This window comes from Pseudomonas sp. NFX1 (assembly GCF_051123555.1).
In the GTDB taxonomy this organism is placed as follows: Bacteria; Pseudomonadota; Gammaproteobacteria; order Pseudomonadales; family Pseudomonadaceae; genus Aquipseudomonas; species Aquipseudomonas capeferrum.
The window spans coordinates 243,421-259,105 of the sequence record NZ_CP169366.1 but is presented as its reverse complement, the minus strand read 5'-3'; the positions used below and the strand labels follow the sequence as shown (position 1 = coordinate 259,105).

General features: G+C 63.7%; 17 protein-coding genes. 8 read left to right on the top strand and 9 right to left on the bottom strand.

All coding sequences use genetic code 11. From position 1 onward, the window contains the following. Nucleotides 1-9: 9 nt before the first annotated feature. The 6 genes from DJ563_RS01115 to DJ563_RS01090 form a co-directional block, all read right to left on the bottom strand. Nucleotides 10-1,431 (bottom strand): amino acid permease, encoded by a 1,422-nt coding sequence (locus DJ563_RS01115; protein ID WP_274098754.1) that lies wholly within the window; start codon nt 1,429-1,431, stop codon nt 10-12. Nucleotides 1,432-2,074: 643 nt separating this feature from the next. Continuing rightward, a complete protein-coding gene (rluB, locus tag DJ563_RS01110; protein ID WP_434518678.1) occupies nt 2,075-3,205 on the bottom strand; it encodes a 23S rRNA pseudouridine(2605) synthase RluB in 1,131 nt (376 codons plus the stop codon). Between the two features lie 165 nt (nt 3,206-3,370). Continuing rightward, nucleotides 3,371-4,156, bottom strand: coding sequence for an SMC-Scp complex subunit ScpB (scpB, locus tag DJ563_RS01105; RefSeq protein WP_434518677.1), 786 nt, complete (start codon nt 4,154-4,156; stop codon nt 3,371-3,373). Continuing rightward, complete coding sequence (locus tag DJ563_RS01100) at nt 4,143-4,901, bottom strand: segregation and condensation protein A (RefSeq protein WP_434519683.1); 759 nt, start codon at nt 4,899-4,901, stop codon at nt 4,143-4,145. Before DJ563_RS01100 ends, scpB begins: the two co-directional genes overlap by 14 nt. A gap of 92 nt (nt 4,902-4,993) precedes the next feature. Continuing rightward, nucleotides 4,994-5,623 carry an L-threonylcarbamoyladenylate synthase gene (locus DJ563_RS01095; protein ID WP_186658025.1) on the bottom strand — a complete coding sequence of 210 codons (630 nt, stop codon included), beginning with the start codon at nt 5,621-5,623 and terminating at the stop codon, nt 4,994-4,996. 13 nt (nt 5,624-5,636) lie between these two features. After that, nucleotides 5,637-6,497 (bottom strand): PHP domain-containing protein, encoded by an 861-nt coding sequence (locus DJ563_RS01090; protein ID WP_033699594.1) that lies wholly within the window; start codon nt 6,495-6,497, stop codon nt 5,637-5,639. Nucleotides 6,498-6,564: 67 nt separating this feature from the next. Here DJ563_RS01090 and DJ563_RS01085 point away from each other — a divergent pair, with 67 nt between their 5' ends. From DJ563_RS01085 to DJ563_RS01065, 5 genes are all read left to right on the top strand, one after another. Continuing rightward, complete coding sequence (locus DJ563_RS01085) at nt 6,565-7,158, top strand: septation protein A (RefSeq protein ID WP_434518676.1); 594 nt, start codon at nt 6,565-6,567, stop codon at nt 7,156-7,158. 1 nt (nt 7,159) lies between these two features. Beyond that, nucleotides 7,160-7,459 (top strand): YciI family protein, encoded by a 300-nt coding sequence (locus DJ563_RS01080; protein WP_033699597.1) that lies wholly within the window; start codon nt 7,160-7,162, stop codon nt 7,457-7,459. Between the two features lie 145 nt (nt 7,460-7,604). Continuing rightward, nucleotides 7,605-8,282, top strand: coding sequence for a response regulator transcription factor (locus DJ563_RS01075; RefSeq protein WP_274098750.1), 678 nt, complete (start codon nt 7,605-7,607; stop codon nt 8,280-8,282). 141 nt (nt 8,283-8,423) lie between these two features. After that, nucleotides 8,424-8,840 (top strand): Spy/CpxP family protein refolding chaperone, encoded by a 417-nt coding sequence (locus tag DJ563_RS01070; protein WP_033699600.1) that lies wholly within the window; start codon nt 8,424-8,426, stop codon nt 8,838-8,840. A gap of 60 nt (nt 8,841-8,900) precedes the next feature. Then, nucleotides 8,901-10,238 carry a sensor histidine kinase gene (locus DJ563_RS01065; protein ID WP_274098749.1) on the top strand — a complete coding sequence of 446 codons (1,338 nt, stop codon included), beginning with the start codon at nt 8,901-8,903 and terminating at the stop codon, nt 10,236-10,238. A gap of 39 nt (nt 10,239-10,277) precedes the next feature. Here DJ563_RS01065 and DJ563_RS01060 read toward each other — a convergent pair whose 3' ends face one another. Next, nucleotides 10,278-10,835, bottom strand: a complete 558-nt coding sequence (locus tag DJ563_RS01060) for an NAD(P)H nitroreductase (protein WP_274098748.1) — start codon at nt 10,833-10,835, stop codon at nt 10,278-10,280. Between the two features lie 102 nt (nt 10,836-10,937). Between DJ563_RS01060 and DJ563_RS01055 the strand changes: the two genes are divergently transcribed. Then, entirely contained in the window at nt 10,938-12,392 is a 1,455-nt protein-coding gene (locus DJ563_RS01055; protein WP_274098747.1) for a TrkH family potassium uptake protein, read from the top strand. On the opposite strand, the gene DJ563_RS01050 is transcribed toward DJ563_RS01055, so the two are convergent. Continuing rightward, nucleotides 12,349-13,410: an AraC family transcriptional regulator gene (locus DJ563_RS01050; protein ID WP_434518675.1), complete on the bottom strand. Its 1,062-nt coding sequence runs from the start codon at nt 13,408-13,410 to the stop codon at nt 12,349-12,351. The two genes, DJ563_RS01055 and DJ563_RS01050, sit on opposite strands and share 44 nt — an antisense overlap. A gap of 153 nt (nt 13,411-13,563) precedes the next feature. Here DJ563_RS01050 and DJ563_RS01045 point away from each other — a divergent pair, with 153 nt between their 5' ends. Continuing rightward, nucleotides 13,564-13,875: a DUF962 domain-containing protein gene (locus DJ563_RS01045; RefSeq protein ID WP_033699608.1), complete on the top strand. Its 312-nt coding sequence runs from the start codon at nt 13,564-13,566 to the stop codon at nt 13,873-13,875. A gap of 40 nt (nt 13,876-13,915) precedes the next feature. Here the strand turns inward: DJ563_RS01045 and DJ563_RS01040 are convergent, their stop codons facing one another. Beyond that, complete coding sequence (locus tag DJ563_RS01040; RefSeq protein WP_274098745.1) at nt 13,916-14,728, bottom strand: UDP-2,3-diacylglucosamine diphosphatase; 813 nt, start codon at nt 14,726-14,728, stop codon at nt 13,916-13,918. A gap of 127 nt (nt 14,729-14,855) precedes the next feature. On the opposite strand from DJ563_RS01040, the gene DJ563_RS01035 reads away from it, so the two are divergent. Next, on the top strand, nt 14,856-15,629 hold the full coding sequence (locus DJ563_RS01035; RefSeq protein WP_434518674.1) for an AraC family transcriptional regulator: 774 nt from the start codon (nt 14,856-14,858) through the stop codon (nt 15,627-15,629). The last annotated feature ends 56 nt before the right edge of the window (nt 15,630-15,685 follow it).

Below are 15,685 nucleotides of genomic sequence, written 5' to 3'. Positions count from 1 at the left end.
CTGCAGCGCTTACTTGGCAACAGTACCGGCAGCGGTGCCATTGGCCTGTGCATCACGCTTGGGCTTGAGGATGTAGAAGATGAACATCACCAGCAACCACACCGGAATCGCATACACCGAAATATTGATACCCGGAATCTGCAGCATGATGCCGAGGATCAGCACCACGAACGCCAGGCAGATGTAGTTGCCGTAGGGGTACCACAGCGCCTTGAACAGCGGCTTCTGGCCAGTGCGGTCGAGGTGCTGGCGGAATTTGAGGTGCGAGTAGCTGATCATCGCCCAGTTGATCACCAAGGTCGCCACGACCAGCGACATCAACAGCTCCAGCGCATTCTGCGGAATGAAGTAGTTGAGCAGCACTGCAATCAGGGTCACCGCAGCCGACACCAGGATCGACCGCACCGGCACACCGCGCTTGTCGACCTTCGCCAGGGCCGCCGGGGCGTCACCTTGCTCGGCCATGCCCAGCAGCATGCGGGCGTTGCAGTAGGTACCGCTGTTGTACACCGACAGCGCAGCGGTCAGGACCACGAAGTTCAGCAGGTGTGCGGCCACATCGCTACCCAGCAGGGAGAACACCTGAACGAACGGGCTGCTGCCGTAGCTGCCGCCAGAGGCGTCGATGCTGGCGACCAGGTTGTCCCACGGGGTCAGCGACAGCAGCACGACCAGCGCACCGATGTAGAAGATCAGGATGCGGTAGATGACCTGGTTGATGGCCTTGGGAATCACGGTCCTCGGCTTGTCGGCCTCGGCTGCGGTGAAGCCGAGCATTTCCAGGCCACCGAAGGAGAACATGATGAATGCCAACGCCATCACCAGGCCGCTGACGCCATGCGGGAAGAAGCCGCCGTGCGCCCACAGGTTGGTGACCGAAGCCTCGGGGCCACCGCTACCGCTGGTCAGCAGGTACGCGCCCAGGCCGATCATGCCGACGATGGCCACGACCTTGATGATGGCGAACCAGAATTCTGCCTCGCCGAAGACCTTCACGTTCATCAGGTTGATGAAGTTGATCAGCAGGAAGAAGCCCGCCGCCGTGACCCAGGTCGGGATCTCCGGCCACCAGTAGTGAATGTACTTGCCGACCGCCGTCAGCTCCGACATGCCCACCAGGATGTACAGCACCCAGCAGTTCCAGCCCGACATGAAGCCGGCGAAACCGCCCCAGTACTTGTGGGCAAAGTGGCTGAACGAACCGGCCACCGGCTCTTCAACGATCATCTCGCCCAGCTGGCGCATGATCATGAAGGCGATGAAGCCGCAGATGGCATAGCCAAGAATCATCGACGGGCCGGCGGATTTCATCACGCCTGCCGAACCCAGGAACAGGCCGGTACCAATCGCTCCGCCGAGGGCGATCAACTGGATATGGCGGTTCTTCAGGCCCCGCTTTAGCTCGCCTGAATGCATGTTTTGTCCACTCATGAACGAAGTCACCTGCATTGTTTTTATCTGTGACGAAATCGGACCCACCGCGCTCGTGGCGCAGCGGAATGGGCAAGGTGGTTACCTTGGGTTTCTTGAACGCGGGCGCCGCCAGGGCGGGTCAGCCGGGTGTGATCAAGAGTGCGCGGTACGCAAGAGGGTCACAGGTAAAACGCGGCGCACTGTATACCCCTGCAAGCGCGCAGGCGTCAACGCGTTGCGTCATTTCCCCGGGGAAAAACGCAGCGTTCCTGTGGTGAAAGCCTTGAAAGGCGAAGTGATCGGCGTACATGGCGCCTCCATTTGTTGTTTTGTCAGCACGCCTCTCTGGGCGGGCTTTTGCACACGGCAATGGCCGCTATATCAGCGTGCGGCGGGGGTTTGGGCAATAGGGGGAGCGAGCGACAGGGGTGCCTCGGCACGTGGGGCGCGGCAAGTTATGTTTACACAGGTAGGCGAAATCTGAATTCAGTGTGTATTTTGCCTTCATCCGTATAAATTTCTTTACGGAGCGGTTTGAAAACTTGCCAGTCGTCAGAAAAATTCTTTTTGTTCAATATCTTGGTAACAGCCTAAGGTGCCACCGCTGAATCCAAAGCAAAAAAAACCAGCCCGGAGGCTGGTTCTTATCTAGCGCTGCAGATCAACCGCGCGGCTTGCCGCGACCACGGCCTGCCGGCTTGTCGCCGTCTGGCTTGGCGGTACGCTTGCGCATCTCGCTCGGGCGCTCGGCCACCGCGCTGCCACGGTTGCCTTTACGCGCGTCGTCACGCGACTGGCGCGCAGGGCGCTCACCGGTGGTGTCACGCGGTTGGCGGGCTGGGCGCTCGGCAGCGCTGTCACGCGGTTGGCGCGCAGGGCGCTCGGCAGCCCCTTCGCTGGCAGGGCGCAGGTTGCGCACGCGCTCGCCACGGCCCATCGGACGGCTCGACTTGCGCTGCATGCGCTCCATCTTGTCCTTGGCCTTGAGGTTCAAGGTCGGCAGCGCAACTGGCTGCAGGCCCACTTCAGCGGCCAGGATGTCGATTTCACCCTGGGTCATTTCGCGCCAGCGGCCCATCGGCAGGTCGGAGTTGAGGAACACCGGGCCGAAGCGCACGCGCTTCAGGCGGCTGACCACCATGCCCTGCGACTCCCACAGGCGACGCACTTCACGGTTACGGCCTTCCATCACCACGCAGTGGTACCAGTGGTTGAAGCCTTCGCCGCCCGGTGCCTTCTGGATGTCGGTGAACTTGGCCGGGCCGTCTTCGAGCATCACGCCAGCCTTGAGGCGATCGAGCATCTCGTCGTCGACCTCGCCACGCACACGTACCGCGTACTCACGGTCCATCTCGTAGGAAGGGTGCATCAGGCGGTTGGCCAACTCACCGTCGGTGGTGAACAGCAACAGGCCGGTGGTGTTGATGTCCAGGCGGCCGATGTTGATCCAGCGCCCTTCTTTCGGCCGCGGCAGGCGGTCGAACACCGTCGGGCGGCCTTCCGGGTCGTCACGGGTGCAGATCTCGCCGTCGGGCTTGTTGTACATGATCACCCGGCGGGTGGCCTCGGCGGCTTCTTCGCGCTTGATCAGCTTGCCATCGACAGCGATGGCGTCGTGCAGGTCGACGCGCTGGCCGAGGGTGGCGGCCACGCCATTGACCTTGATGCGGCCCTGGCTGATCCAGGCCTCGACGTCACGGCGCGAACCGACGCCAATGCGCGCCAGTACTTTCTGCAGCTTCTCGCCGGATGGAGGGGTAATTTCGGTATTTTGCAGGTCTTGCTCACTCATCTGGGCACCTCCCGGTGTAGGAATGAAAAAGGGGTCTTGGCGACGAACGCGCCAAAGGGCCGCGCATCATACGCGGTTCGTATCAGGAACGCACTCGAGCGTAGTGGGTTTTGCGGGGGCCGGCAGGGTTTTCTGCCCAGTGGTTTTGCGCTGTTAGTGCGGGGCTCAGGTCTGCAACTTGCCCTCGTCCTCTAGTGAAGCCTCGGGTTCAACCACGTCCTCTGCTTCACGCAAATCATCGAAATCGGTCTTCAGCCCCTCTTCCATCGCATCCAGCTCCACCAGCAGGCTGCGGAAGCTGGTCTCATCCTTCGGCGCCTCTGCCTCGGCTTCGCCCTCGCCAAGGCTGGCATCGGCCAGCGCCTGCAGGTGCGCAGGCACCGGCGCGTCATCCGGGTCGAGCAACGGCTCCGGCTCCATCTCGCGCAGTTCGGCCAATGCCGGCAGCTCCTCAAGGCTCTTGAGGTTGAAGTGGTCGAGAAATGCCTTGGTGGTGGCGAACATCGCCGGCCGCCCCGGCACTTCGCGATAACCCACGATGCGAATCCACTCGCGCTCCATCAAGGTCTTGATGATATTGCTGTTCACCGCCACGCCGCGCACGTCCTCGATCTCGCCACGGGTGATGGGCTGGCGGTAGGCAATCAGCGCCATGGTTTCGAGCAGCGCACGGGAATAGCGCTGCGGCCGCTCCTCCCACAGGCGCCCAACCCACGGAGCAAAGGTTTCGCGGATCTGCAGGCGATAGCCGGTGGCAACTTCCTTGAGTTCGAAGGCACGCCCGCTGCAGGACTTGCCGAGCACTTCCAGGGCCTTCTTGAACACTTTGGGCTCCGGGCGCTCGGCCTCCTCGAACAGCTCGTACAAGCGCTCAAGGGATTGCGGCTTGCCCGAAGCGAGCAAAAAAGCTTCGATCAGCGACGCCAGGTCGCGGGGTTCATTCAGGTTCATCAGGTTCTTCAACAAACTCGGCGCGAAGCCGGACGTGGATCGCGGCGAAAGGCTCATTCTGCACCAGCTCGACCAGCGATTCCTTCACCAGCTCAAGAATCGCCATGAACGTCACCACCACGCCCAACTTGCCCTCTTCTGCGCCGAACAGCTCGACGAAGGGCACGAAGGCCCCGCCCTTGAGGCGTTCGAGCACTTGGCTCATGCGCTCACGGGTAGACAGCGTTTCGCGGGTGATCTGGTGGCTTTCGAACAGGTCATTGCGGCGCATCACCTCGGCCATCGATACCAGCAGCTCCTCCAGGCTGACCTGGGGCAGCAGCTTGCGCACTTTGGCCTGCGGTGCTTCCAGGCGCGGCACGACAATGTCGCGGCCCACCCGTGGCAGCGTATCGATCCCTTCTGCAGCGGCCTTGAAGCGCTCGTACTCCTGCAAGCGGCGGATCAGCTCGGCGCGCGGGTCGCCCTCTTCCTCCTCGATCTCGGCCGAACGGGGCAGCAACATGCGCGACTTGATCTCGGCCAGCATGGCCGCCATGACCAGGTACTCGGCTGCCAGCTCCAGGCGCACGCTCTTCATCAGCTCGACATAGCCCATGTACTGGCGGGTGATCTCCGCCACCGGGATGTCGAGGATATCGATGTTCTGCTTGCGGATCAGGTACAGCAGCAAGTCCAGCGGGCCTTCGAACGCCTCGAGAATGACTTCAAGCGCATCCGGCGGGATGTACAGGTCTAACGGCATCTCGGTCAGGGCTTCGCCATAGACCAAGGCCAGTTGCAACTGTTGAGGCGACTCGGCCTCCTCGGCCGGCGCCTCGGGCGCTTCAACCTGGCTCAAGCGTTGACCATGAATGGCGTGGGGTCGCCACAACCTTCGCGGATCAGCTCGGGCTCGTCGCCGGACAGGTCGATGATGGTCGATGCCTTGAGATCACCAAAACCGCCGTCGATCACCAGGTCCACATGATGCTCCAACCGCTCACGGATCTCGTAGGGGTCGGTCATCGGCTGATCGTCACCCGGCAGGATGAGGCTGACACTCATCAGTGGCTCGCCCAGTTCGGCCAGCAGCGCCAGGGTGATGGCATGGTCCGGCACGCGCAGGCCGATGGTGCGGCGTTTCTCGTGCAGCAGCAGGCGCGGCACTTCACGGGTGCCGTTGAGAATGAAGGTATACGGCCCCGGCACATGCGCCTTGAGCAGGCGGAAAGTACCGGTGTCGACCTTGGCATACAGCCCCAGTTGCGACATGTCGCAGCACATCAGGGTGAAGTTGTGGGTCTTGTCCAGGCCACGCAGGCGCCGTACGCGCTCCACCGCGCCCTTGTCGCCAATCTGGCAACCCAGCGCATAGGCCGAGTCGGTCGGATAGACCACCACCCCGCCCTTGCGGATGATCTCCACCGCCTGGCGGATCAGCCGCTGCTGCGGATTCTCCGGATGTATCTGGAAAAATTGGCTCACGTAGTCTTCCTGTTCATACCGCCAAAGGCTGTTCATGGCTGAATCGGCGCCACAGAGGTGGCAGGTCCTCGGGCAAAGGCCGGTAGGCACCGATTTCGCCCCAGGTGCCGGGGCCGTGGAAGTCACTGCCAGCGCTTGCCAGCAGGCCGAACTCACGGGTGAGGATGGACATCGTGCCCACCTGCTCGGCCGGCATCATCCCGTTGACCACCTCAAGCGCCTGCCCGCCTGCCTGAATATAGTCGGCAATCAGCCGTCTGCGCTTGCTGCGGGTCAGATCGTAATGCATCGGATGCGCCAGGCTTACCCAAGCGTTGGACTGGCGCAGCGTAGCAACGGTTTCATCCAGGGTCGGCCAGTGCTGCTTGACGTCACCCAGCTTGCCGGCGCCCAGCCACTTGCGGAACGCTTCGCCGCGGTCCTTGACGTGGCCGGCACGCACCAGAAACTCGGCAAAGTGCGGGCGCGCCGGGGCGTTGCCGCTGTCGCCCAGTGCTTGCTGCACGGCCCTGGCCCCCTCAAGCGCGCCGGGCATGCCCTTGGCCGCCAGCCGTTTGTCGATTTCCTCGGCACGCAGCCAGCGGCCACGGTGCAGGGCTTCGATGGCTTCGAGCAACGGCGGTGCGTCGAGGGGGAAGTCATACCCCAGCACATGGATGGTCGCCCCACCCCAGGTGCACGACAGCTCTACCCCGCTGACCCAGTGCATGCCGCGCTCGCGGCAGGCCTGGCGCGCTTCGGCCAGCCCTTCGAGGGTGTCGTGGTCGGTGAGTGCCAGCGTTTGCACCCCGTGCTCATGGGCCCGGGCGACCAGGACCGTGGGCGACAGGGCGCCGTCGGAGGCCGTGCTGTGACAGTGCAGATCAACATTCATGGAGGAGCGCTTTCGCTGGAATCGATGTTTGTTATTATGCCGTCACATCCCGATTCTGGCTGCCATTGTGAAACAATTCATCGATTTCATCCCGTTGCTACTGTTCTTCATCGTTTACAAGCTCGACCCGCGGCCCCTGGAGGTTGCCGGCCACAGCTTCGAATTCGGCGGTATCTACAGTGCCACGGCCATGCTCATCGTCAGCTCCCTGGTGGTCTACGGTGCCCTGTTCCTGCGCCAGCGCAAGCTGGAAAAGGGCCAATGGCTGACCCTGATCGCCTGCCTGGTGTTCGGCGGCCTGACCCTGACCTTCCACAGCAAAACCTTCCTCAAATGGAAAGCGCCGGTGGTCAACTGGCTGTTCGCCCTGGCCTTCGCCGGCAGCCAGTTCATCGGCGACCGGGTGCTGATCAAGCGCATCATGGGCCACGCGCTGACCCTGCCCGATGCCATCTGGGCCCGCCTGAACCTGGCCTGGATCTGCTTCTTCCTGGTCTGCGGTGCGGCCAACCTGTTCGTCGCCTTTACCTTCCAGGCCTTCTGGGTCGACTTCAAGGTGTTCGGCAGCCTGGGCATGACCGTGATATTCCTGGTGGCCCAAGGTGTGTACCTGTCGCGCCACCTGCACGACGACCCCTCTACCTCCAAACCCAAGGATTGACATGCTCTACGCCATCATCGCCAGCGACGTCGCAAACTCCCTGGAAAAGCGCCTGGCTGCCCGCCCGGCGCACATCGAGCGCCTGCAGCAGCTCAAGGCCGAAGGCCGCGTGGTGCTGGCCGGTCCACACCCGGCCATCGACAGCAACGACCCGGGTGAAGCCGGTTTCAGCGGCAGCCTGATCGTGGCCGAGTTCGACTCCCTGGCTGCGGCGCAGGCCTGGGCCGATGCCGACCCGTATATTGCTGCGGGCGTGTACGACAACGTCATCGTCAAACCCTTCAAGCAAGTCCTGCCTTGACCCGACACCGCGCGGCCCTTTTCGCGGGTAAACCCGCACCCACAGGGCCGCGCGGTGCTGGCGGTTATACGCTTGCCATCAGTCTGCGGTATCTTTGCCACTGGCGGGCCGAATACTCGCCGTCAATGGTTGAATTGAGTGAGTCATGAGCGAGCTGTTACTGATTGATGATGACCAGGAGCTGTGCGAGCTGCTCGGCAGCTGGCTGACCCAGGAAGGGTTTACCGTCCGCGCCTGCCACGATGGCCTGAGCGCACGCCAGGCCCTGGCCGAACATGCCCCGGCCGCCGTGGTGCTGGATGTGATGCTCCCAGACGGCAGCGGCCTGGAACTGCTCAAGCAATTGCGCAGCGAACATGCCGAACTGCCTGTGCTGATGCTCTCGGCACGGGGCGAACCGCTGGACCGCATCCTCGGCCTTGAGCTCGGCGCCGACGATTACCTGGCCAAACCCTGCGACCCGCGCGAGCTCACAGCCCGCCTGCGCGCCGTGTTGCGCCGCAGCCACCCGGCAGCCACCACCACCCAGGTTGAGATCGGCGACCTGATCTACAGCCCGGCACGTGGCGTGGCCAGCATCGATGGCCGCGAGATGACCCTGACCCTGTCCGAAAGCCGCATCCTCGAAGCCCTGCTGCGCCAGCCGGGCGAGCCGCTGGACAAGCAGGAACTGGCGCAGATCGGCCTGGGCCGCAAGCTGACCCTGTACGACCGCAGCCTGGACATGCACGTCAGCAACCTGCGCAAGAAGATCGGGCCGCATGCCGATGGGCGCCCGCGCATCGTTGCGCTGCGCAGCCGCGGCTATTACTACAGCCTGTGACGTGCCGGGGCCGCCTCGCAGCCCCAACACGCTCGGCAACTCATCTTTACCCAGCCTTTACCCTCCCCTGACCGCCCTTGACGGTCAGCTGCGTAGACTGTGCTCATCCGGTAACCACCGGCCTATGAAAGGAGAGACACCATGCGCAAGACCCTTATCGCCCTGATGTTCGCCGCCGCCCTGCCGACCGTGGCCATGGCCATGCCTGAAGGCGGCCCGCGTCACGACGGCCCGCATCATCGCGGTGATGCGCCTTTCGCCCAACTGGACCTGAGCCGCGACCAGCGCCAGCAGATCGGCAAGCTGATGGGCGAGCAGATGAAGCAACGCCGCGACATCACCGAGCGCTACCTGTCCAAGCTGCCGGCGGCCGACCAGAAGGCCATGAAGGACGAACTCAAGGCCAGCCGCGACAAGACCGACAGCCAGGTCCGCGGCCTGCTCAAGCCTGAGCAACAGAAGCAGTTCGACGAGCTGCAGAAAGAACGCGCCGCGAAGAAAGCCGAATGGCAAGAGTTCCAGGCCTGGAAAGCTGAAAAAGGCGGCAAGGCCCAGTAAGCTGTCCGCCCCACGCCCGGCCCGCACCCCTGCGGGCCGGGCTTTTCCCGTTTGCAGGAGGTGCACTTGCGTTCACTGTTCTGGCGCATCCTGGCCAGCTTCTGGCTGGCCATCACCCTGGTTGCGGGCTTGTCGATCCTGCTGGGCCACATGCTCAACCAGGACGCCTGGATCCTCAGCCGCCACCCGGGCCTCAACACCCTGGCCAGCCACTGGGCCAAGCACTATGAACAGGAAGGCCTGGACTCGGCGCAGCACTTCCTCGAACGCCGCAAGCAACGCTTCAAGATCGACGTGCAGGTGCTCGACGACAGCGGCGACGCCGTCGTGCCTGGTACCTTCCCGCGCCGCGCCGCCGCGTTCGAGGCACGCCAGCACAATGACGAGCGGCGCCTGCCGTGGCGCCGTCTGACCGAGGAATACACCAGCCCCTACAGCGGTGAGACCTACCTGCTGATCTACCGCATCCCCCACCCTGAGCTGGACGCCTGGCACCGCGAGAGCCTGCTCTGGCCGCTCAGTGCGCTGGGCATCGCCTTGGTGGTGCTGACCCTGTTCAGCCTGCTGGTGACCCTGTCCATCACCCGCCCTTTGAGCCGCCTGCGCAGCGCCGTGCACGACCTCGGCCAGACCAGCTACCAGCAAAACAGCCTGGCCCGCCTAGCCGCCCGCCGCGATGAGTTCGGGGTACTGGCCAACGACTTCAACAAGATGGGCGCCCGCCTGCAAAGCACCATCGGCAGCCAGCGCCAGTTGCTGCGCGATGTGTCTCATGAACTGCGCTCACCGCTGGCACGGCTGCGCATTGCCCTGGCATTGGCCGAGCGTGCCGAGCCCGAGCAGCGCCAGGCGCTGTGGCCTCGGCTGACCCGTGAATGCGACCGGCTCGAAGACCTGATCAGCGAAATCCTCGCCCTGGCCCGCGTCGATGCCGAGCAGGCCCACGCCGAACCGGTCGACCTCAACGCCTTGCTGGGCGGCGTGCGCAAGGATGCGTTGCTCAGCGCACCGGAGCAGGAGGTGCGGCTGCAGGCGCAAGCAGGGCTGACCTTGCAGGGTTGGCCAACGCTGATTGAGCGCGCCGTGGACAACCTGCTACGCAACGCCTTGCGCTTCAACCCGGCCGGGCAGCCGATCGAAATCAGCGCCGAACGTGAGCAGGACCGTATCGTGTTGACAGTACGCGACCATGGGCCTGGGGTGGCGGCAGAGTACCTCGCGCAGCTGGGTGAGCCGTTCTTCCGTGCGCCGGGGCAGCAAGCAGCTGGGCATGGGCTGGGGCTGGCGATTGCGCGCAAGGCGGCGGAGCGCCATGGCGGCAGCCTGGTACTGGCGAATCATCCGCAGGGCGGGTTTGTGGCCAGGCTGGAGTTGCCTGTAACGGCGGTTATGGTTTGAAATTGCCGGGGCCGCTACGCGCCCCAGCATTCTCAGCGGTTACTCACCCCAGGCACTGACGAAATCAGCAGTCTCCAGTACCGGCGCCGTACGCGGCTCGTTCACCGGCGTGCCGACATACAGGTAACCAATCAACTCCTCGTTCTCGGCCAACCCCAGCCCCTTGTGCACATGCGCGTCAAAGGCCATGTCACCGGTACGCCACACCGCGCCAACCCCCTGGGCATGCGCCGCGATCAGAATGCCATGGGCCGCACATCCCGCCGCCAGGCGCTGCTCGGACTTGGGCACCTTGAAGTGGTCCTGCAGCTTGGCGATCACCACGATCAGCAACGGCGCACGCAGCGGCATGGCGCGAGCCTTGTCCAGCGCTGCCTGGCTGGCATCGCCCTTGTTCTGCACCGCTTCGGCGAACAACTCGCCGAGCTTCTCGCGGCCCTGGCCTTCGATGGTCAGAAACCGCCACGGGCGCAGCTGGCCGTGGTCCGGTGCACGCAGTGCGGCCTGGAACAACGCCTCGCGCTGGGCATCATTGGGCGCGGGGTCGGTCAGACGTGGCACGGAAACACGGTTGAGCAATGCGTCGAGAGCCTCCATCGGCTACCCTCCTGGCAGGTGAATGTGCGGCCATTCTAGCGTTTACATCACCAGACCCATAGGTAGAATGGCGCCCTTCCGTTTCGAGTCAGAGCAGATCACATGGCGTTGCCGACCTTAAGGATCATTGGTTTCATCATCGGCATCTTTCTGATCACCCTGGCCGTCAGCATGGTCGTGCCCATGGCCACCCTGGTGATCTTCGAGCGCACCGGCGACATGCCGTCGTTCCTCTGGTCCAGCCTGATCACGTTCATCGCCGGCCTGCTCATGGTCGTCCAGGGCCGCCCCGAGCATGTGCACCTGCGCCCGCGCGACATGTACCTGCTGACCGTCAGCAGCTGGCTGGTGGTGTGCGTGTTCGCCGCCCTGCCGTTCCTGCTGACCCAGCACATCAGCTACACCGACGCCTTCTTCGAGAGCATGTCCGGCATCACCGCCACCGGCGCAACGGTGCTCAGCGGCCTGGACAGCATGTCGCCGGGGATCTTGATGTGGCGCTCGATGCTGCACTGGCTCGGCGGCATCGGCTTCATCGCCATGGCGGTCGCGATTTTGCCGCTGCTGCGCATTGGTGGCATGCGCCTGTTCCAGACCGAATCTTCGGACCGTTCCGAAAAGGTCATGCCCCGTTCGCACATGGTGGCCAAGTCGATCGTCGGCGTGTACGTCGGCTTCTCCGTACTCGGCGCGCTGGCCTTCTGGTGGGCCGGCATGCGGCCGTTCGATGCCATCAACCATGCCATGTCGGCAATTTCCACCGGCGGGTTCTCGACCTCCGACCAGTCGCTGGCAAAATGGGATATCCCTGCCGTGCACTGGGTCGCGGTGGTGGTCATGATCCTCGGCAGCCTGCCCTTCACCCTGTACGTGGCAACCCTGCGCGGCAACCGCAGGGCGTTGCTCCGCGACCAGCAGGTTCAGGGGTTGCTCGGCATGCTGGTGGTCACCTGGCTGGTGCTGGGCACCTGGTACTGGGCCACCACCAACCTGCACTGGCTGGATGCCTTGCGCCACGTAGCGCTGAACGTGACCTCGGTGGTGACCACCACCGGCTTCGCCCTGGGCGACTACAGCCTGTGGGGCAATTTCTCGCTGATGCTGTTCTTTTACCTGGGCTTCATCGGCGGCTGCTCTGGCTCGACTGCAGGCGGTATCAAGATTTTCCGCTTCCAGGTCGCCTACATCCTGCTCAAGGCCAGCCTCAACCAGTTGATCCACCCGCGTGCGGTGATCAAGCAGAAGTACAACGGGCACCGCCTCGACGAAGAAATCGTGCGTTCGATTCTGACCTTCTCGTTCTTCTTCGCGATCACCATCTGCGTGATGGCGTTGCTGCTGTCGCTGCTGGGCGTGGACTGGATGACCGCGCTGACCGGTGCTGCCGGCACGGTGTCGGGCGTAGGCCCGGGGCTGGGCGAAGTGATCGGCCCGGCCGGCAACTATGCCACGTTGCCGGACGCCGCCAAGTGGATCCTCGCCGGCGGCATGCTGCTGGGCCGCCTGGAGATCATCACGGTGCTAGTGTTGTGCATGCCGGCGTTCTGGCGTCACTGAGCCCCTCAGGCTCCGCGCCCAGACGGGCGCGGTACTCGCTGGGTGTGGCATCGAACCAGCGACGGAACGCCCGGTAGAAATTGCTCGGGTCGGCAAAGCCCAACAGGTAGGCGGTTTCCAGCAAGGTCATACCCGGCTGGGCGAGGTACTGCTCGGCGAGTTCACGACGGGTATCGTCGAGCAAGGTCTGGAAGCTGGTGCCTTCTTCTTGCAGGCGCCGCTGCAAGGTACGTTGAGACAGGTGCAGGGCCTGGGCCAAGGTTTCGCGCTTGGGCTCGCCCTGGGGCAGTATGCGGCACAGCACCTGGCGGACCCTGTGGGTCACCCTGCTTTCCGAGAAGCGCGCCAGGTACTCGCCGGCAAACCGGTCATGCAGCACCGCCATCGCCTCGTTGGCAGTCGGCAGCGGCGCCTCCATGTCGGCACGCTCGAACACCAGCGCATCGTGCGGTGCGTCGAACACCAGCGGTGAGTGGAACGCCACCTTGTAAGGTTCGACGTTCCTGGGCTGCGGCCCCTGAACCAGCACACGTCGTGGCTGAATATCACGCCCGCTGAGCCAGGTGCACAACGCCAGCGCACACGCCAACGACGCTTCGGCGCTGTGCCGGGTTGGCGGCAGATGGTCGCCATGCACGGTCAGAACCAGCGAATAGCCCTCCGGGCCCAGGCGAAAGCTGAGGTCGGAACTTTCGGCAATGATGCGCTGGTACCGCACCAGCCGCTCGAAACCTTCGGCCAGGGTGCGGCTGGACATCAACGCATAGCCCACCACATGGAACGACGCCGGGCGCACCACCCGCGCCATGTTCAGGCCGATGGCTTCGTTGCCCGACAGCTCTACCGCCAGCTGCCAGAGCCGGGTCATGGCGTCCTGGGGGAAACGCGCGTCGGGGTCATCGAGGGCAGCGAAGTCCAGCCCTAGCTGCTTGAACATGGCCGGGCAGTCGAGCCCTTCCAGCTCAAGTGCCTTGACGATCCCTGATGCCCAGCTGGCTGACGTGGTTCTTTCACTCATGACAGGCTTCTTATGCTGACCGCTCCTGCGGTGAACCCCAAGGATACTCAATTGGCGCCTATTGTCACTGGTAGGCCCCGCCAATGACTCTAGACTCGATTCAGGCTCCACGCCGTGCATCTTATCCACAAGTATTAATCCCGGAGCACTGCCATGACCCGCACAGCGCAGTTTCGCAGTTTTGCCGAGTTCTACCCCTACTACCTGGGCGAGCACAGCAACCCCACGTGCCGCCGCCTGCACTTTGTCGGGACGAGCCTGGTAATTGCCCTGCTGGCGTACACCATCGGCAGTGGCAAATGGTTGCTGTTGCTGGCCGTGCCGCTGTTCGGCTATGGGTTTGCCTGGGTCGGGCATTTCTTTTTCGAGAAGAACCGGCCGGCGACGTTTACCTACCCGTTCTATAGCCTGATGGGTGATTTCGCCATGTTCCGCGATATTCTGCTGGGCAAGATCAGCCTGTAAATCGCCGGGGCCGCATTGCGCGCCCCATGCCGCTCAAGCCTCACGCCGATTCGCGCACCGTCGCCACCTTCTGCGCGCCCTGCGCGTGCACATCCGCCAGCCGATACAAGTGGATACTGCCATCCCAGTGCTCGATCAACGCCGTGCACGACTCCACCCAATCCCCGCAATTGAGGTACTCGACCTCCCCCACCTTGCGCATTTCGGCATGATGAATATGCCCGCAAACAACCCCATGAAAGCCTCTGCGGGTGCACTCATGGGCAATGGCAGCCTCGAAGTCACTGATGAAGTTCACCGCGCCCTTGACCTTGTGCTTGAGGTAGGCCGACAACGACCAGTAGCCATAGCCGTAACGGGCACGCCAATGGTTGAGCCAACGGTTGAGCACCAGGGTGAACTCATACGCGCGGTCCCCCAGAAACGCCAGCCAGCGGTGGTAGCGGGTAATCACATCGAACTGGTCGCCATGGATCACCAGCAGGCGTCGGCCATCGACAGTCAGGTGCTCGGCCTCGTCCACCAACTGGATATTGCCCAGCATCAGCTTGGAATAGCGGCGCAGGAATTCGTCATGGTTGCCGGTGACATAAATCACCTCGGTGCCCCGCTTGCTCATGGTCAACAGGCGTCGGATCACGTTGGTGTGGGCCTGCGGCCAATAGATGCCGCCGCGCAGCTTCCAGCCATCGATGATATCGCCCACCAGGTAGATGCGGTCGGCCTGGTAGCCCTTGAGAAACCGCGACAGATGCTCGGCCTGGCAGTCACGGGTGCCCAGATGTACATCGGATATCCATAAGGTGCGCACGCGCTGCTTGCGCGAGGGACGGGAGAGTTCGGCATGGGTCATGGGCGGGCTCCGGCGCAGTTTGCTGGAGACTGGCAGGTGCAGATGACAGTGCGGTGGCAAAACGGTTACCCGTGATGGCCTGCCTTGAATGAGGCACAATGCGCACCTGCCCTGCGAGGACGCCCCCATGACCACCGGCCCGATTCTCTCGCTGCGCCATTACCGGAACAGCCTGATTACCCACAGCCACGAACATCCGCAACTGGTGTTCGGCTTGGCTGGACGCTTGCACTTCGAGGTCCAGGGCCACGGGGCACGGGTTGATCGCCAGGGCCTGATGGTGGTGCCGGCAGGCGCACATCACACCTGCGCCAGCGATGCTGGCAGCGACTGCCTGGTGCTGGATGTGCCCGGCGAGCACTGGTTGCGTGAACAGCTGGGCGAGCATGCCGATGCCAGCCGTCGCCTGCTCGATCGCCCCGCTGCCTTGGGCCTGGATAGCCGCCAGCAGCAGCTGGTCGACTGGCTGGCGACCAGCCCCATCGACGACCCGCTGATTGCTCGGCAAGGCGCGGCGCTGCTGTTGGCCAGCCTCAACCCTTCGGCAGCTGCAAGCATCCGGCCCAGCCAGCGCCTGCCTTATGCCGCCTTCGATGCGCATATCGAGCAACATGCCGCCCACCCCTTGCAGGTGGCCGACCTGGCGCGCCTGGCCGGCTTGTCCACTGCGCGGCTGCATGCACGTTTTATCGCCGAATGCGCGATGACGCCGATGGACTACATTCGCCAGCGGCGCCTGCTCAAGGCGCGGCAGCTGGTGGAGCGGACCTTGCTGCCGTTGGGCGAGATTGCGGCGCAGGTGGGGTACAGCTCGCAGAGTGCGTTTTCGGCGGCGATGCTGCGGGCGTTTGGCTGTACACCGTTGGCCTTGCGGCGAGCGTCTGGCGACAACGGACGCTAGGCGCGCGACAGATCGTATTGGCCTGAGGACTTACACTGTGCCTGCACTTGCCCCGC

Excerpts from the sequence above, each read along its gene's own strand:
- DJ563_RS01070 (WP_033699600.1), top strand. The coding sequence starts at position 8,424 with ATGCGCAAGACCCTTATCGCCCTGATGTTCGCCGCCGCCCTGCCGACC.
- rluB (WP_434518678.1), bottom strand. The coding sequence starts at position 3,205 with ATGAGTGAGCAAGACCTGCAAAATACCGAAATTACCCCTCCATCCGGC.
- DJ563_RS01060 (WP_274098748.1), bottom strand. The coding sequence starts at position 10,835 with ATGGAGGCTCTCGACGCATTGCTCAACCGTGTTTCCGTGCCACGTCTG.
- DJ563_RS01045 (WP_033699608.1), top strand. The coding sequence starts at position 13,564 with ATGACCCGCACAGCGCAGTTTCGCAGTTTTGCCGAGTTCTACCCCTAC.
- DJ563_RS01075 (WP_274098750.1), top strand. The coding sequence starts at position 7,605 with ATGAGCGAGCTGTTACTGATTGATGATGACCAGGAGCTGTGCGAGCTG.
- DJ563_RS01100 (WP_434519683.1), bottom strand. The coding sequence starts at position 4,901 with ATGCCGTTAGACCTGTACATCCCGCCGGATGCGCTTGAAGTCATTCTC.
- DJ563_RS01090 (WP_033699594.1), bottom strand. The coding sequence starts at position 6,497 with ATGAATGTTGATCTGCACTGTCACAGCACGGCCTCCGACGGCGCCCTG.
- DJ563_RS01035 (WP_434518674.1), top strand. The coding sequence starts at position 14,856 with ATGACCACCGGCCCGATTCTCTCGCTGCGCCATTACCGGAACAGCCTG.
- DJ563_RS01115 (WP_274098754.1), bottom strand. The coding sequence starts at position 1,431 with ATGAGTGGACAAAACATGCATTCAGGCGAGCTAAAGCGGGGCCTGAAG.
- DJ563_RS01055 (WP_274098747.1), top strand. The coding sequence starts at position 10,938 with ATGGCGTTGCCGACCTTAAGGATCATTGGTTTCATCATCGGCATCTTT.
- DJ563_RS01040 (WP_274098745.1), bottom strand. The coding sequence starts at position 14,728 with ATGACCCATGCCGAACTCTCCCGTCCCTCGCGCAAGCAGCGCGTGCGC.
- DJ563_RS01080 (WP_033699597.1), top strand. The coding sequence starts at position 7,160 with ATGCTCTACGCCATCATCGCCAGCGACGTCGCAAACTCCCTGGAAAAG.
- DJ563_RS01050 (WP_434518675.1), bottom strand. The coding sequence starts at position 13,410 with ATGAGTGAAAGAACCACGTCAGCCAGCTGGGCATCAGGGATCGTCAAG.
- scpB (WP_434518677.1), bottom strand. The coding sequence starts at position 4,156 with ATGAACCTGAATGAACCCCGCGACCTGGCGTCGCTGATCGAAGCTTTT.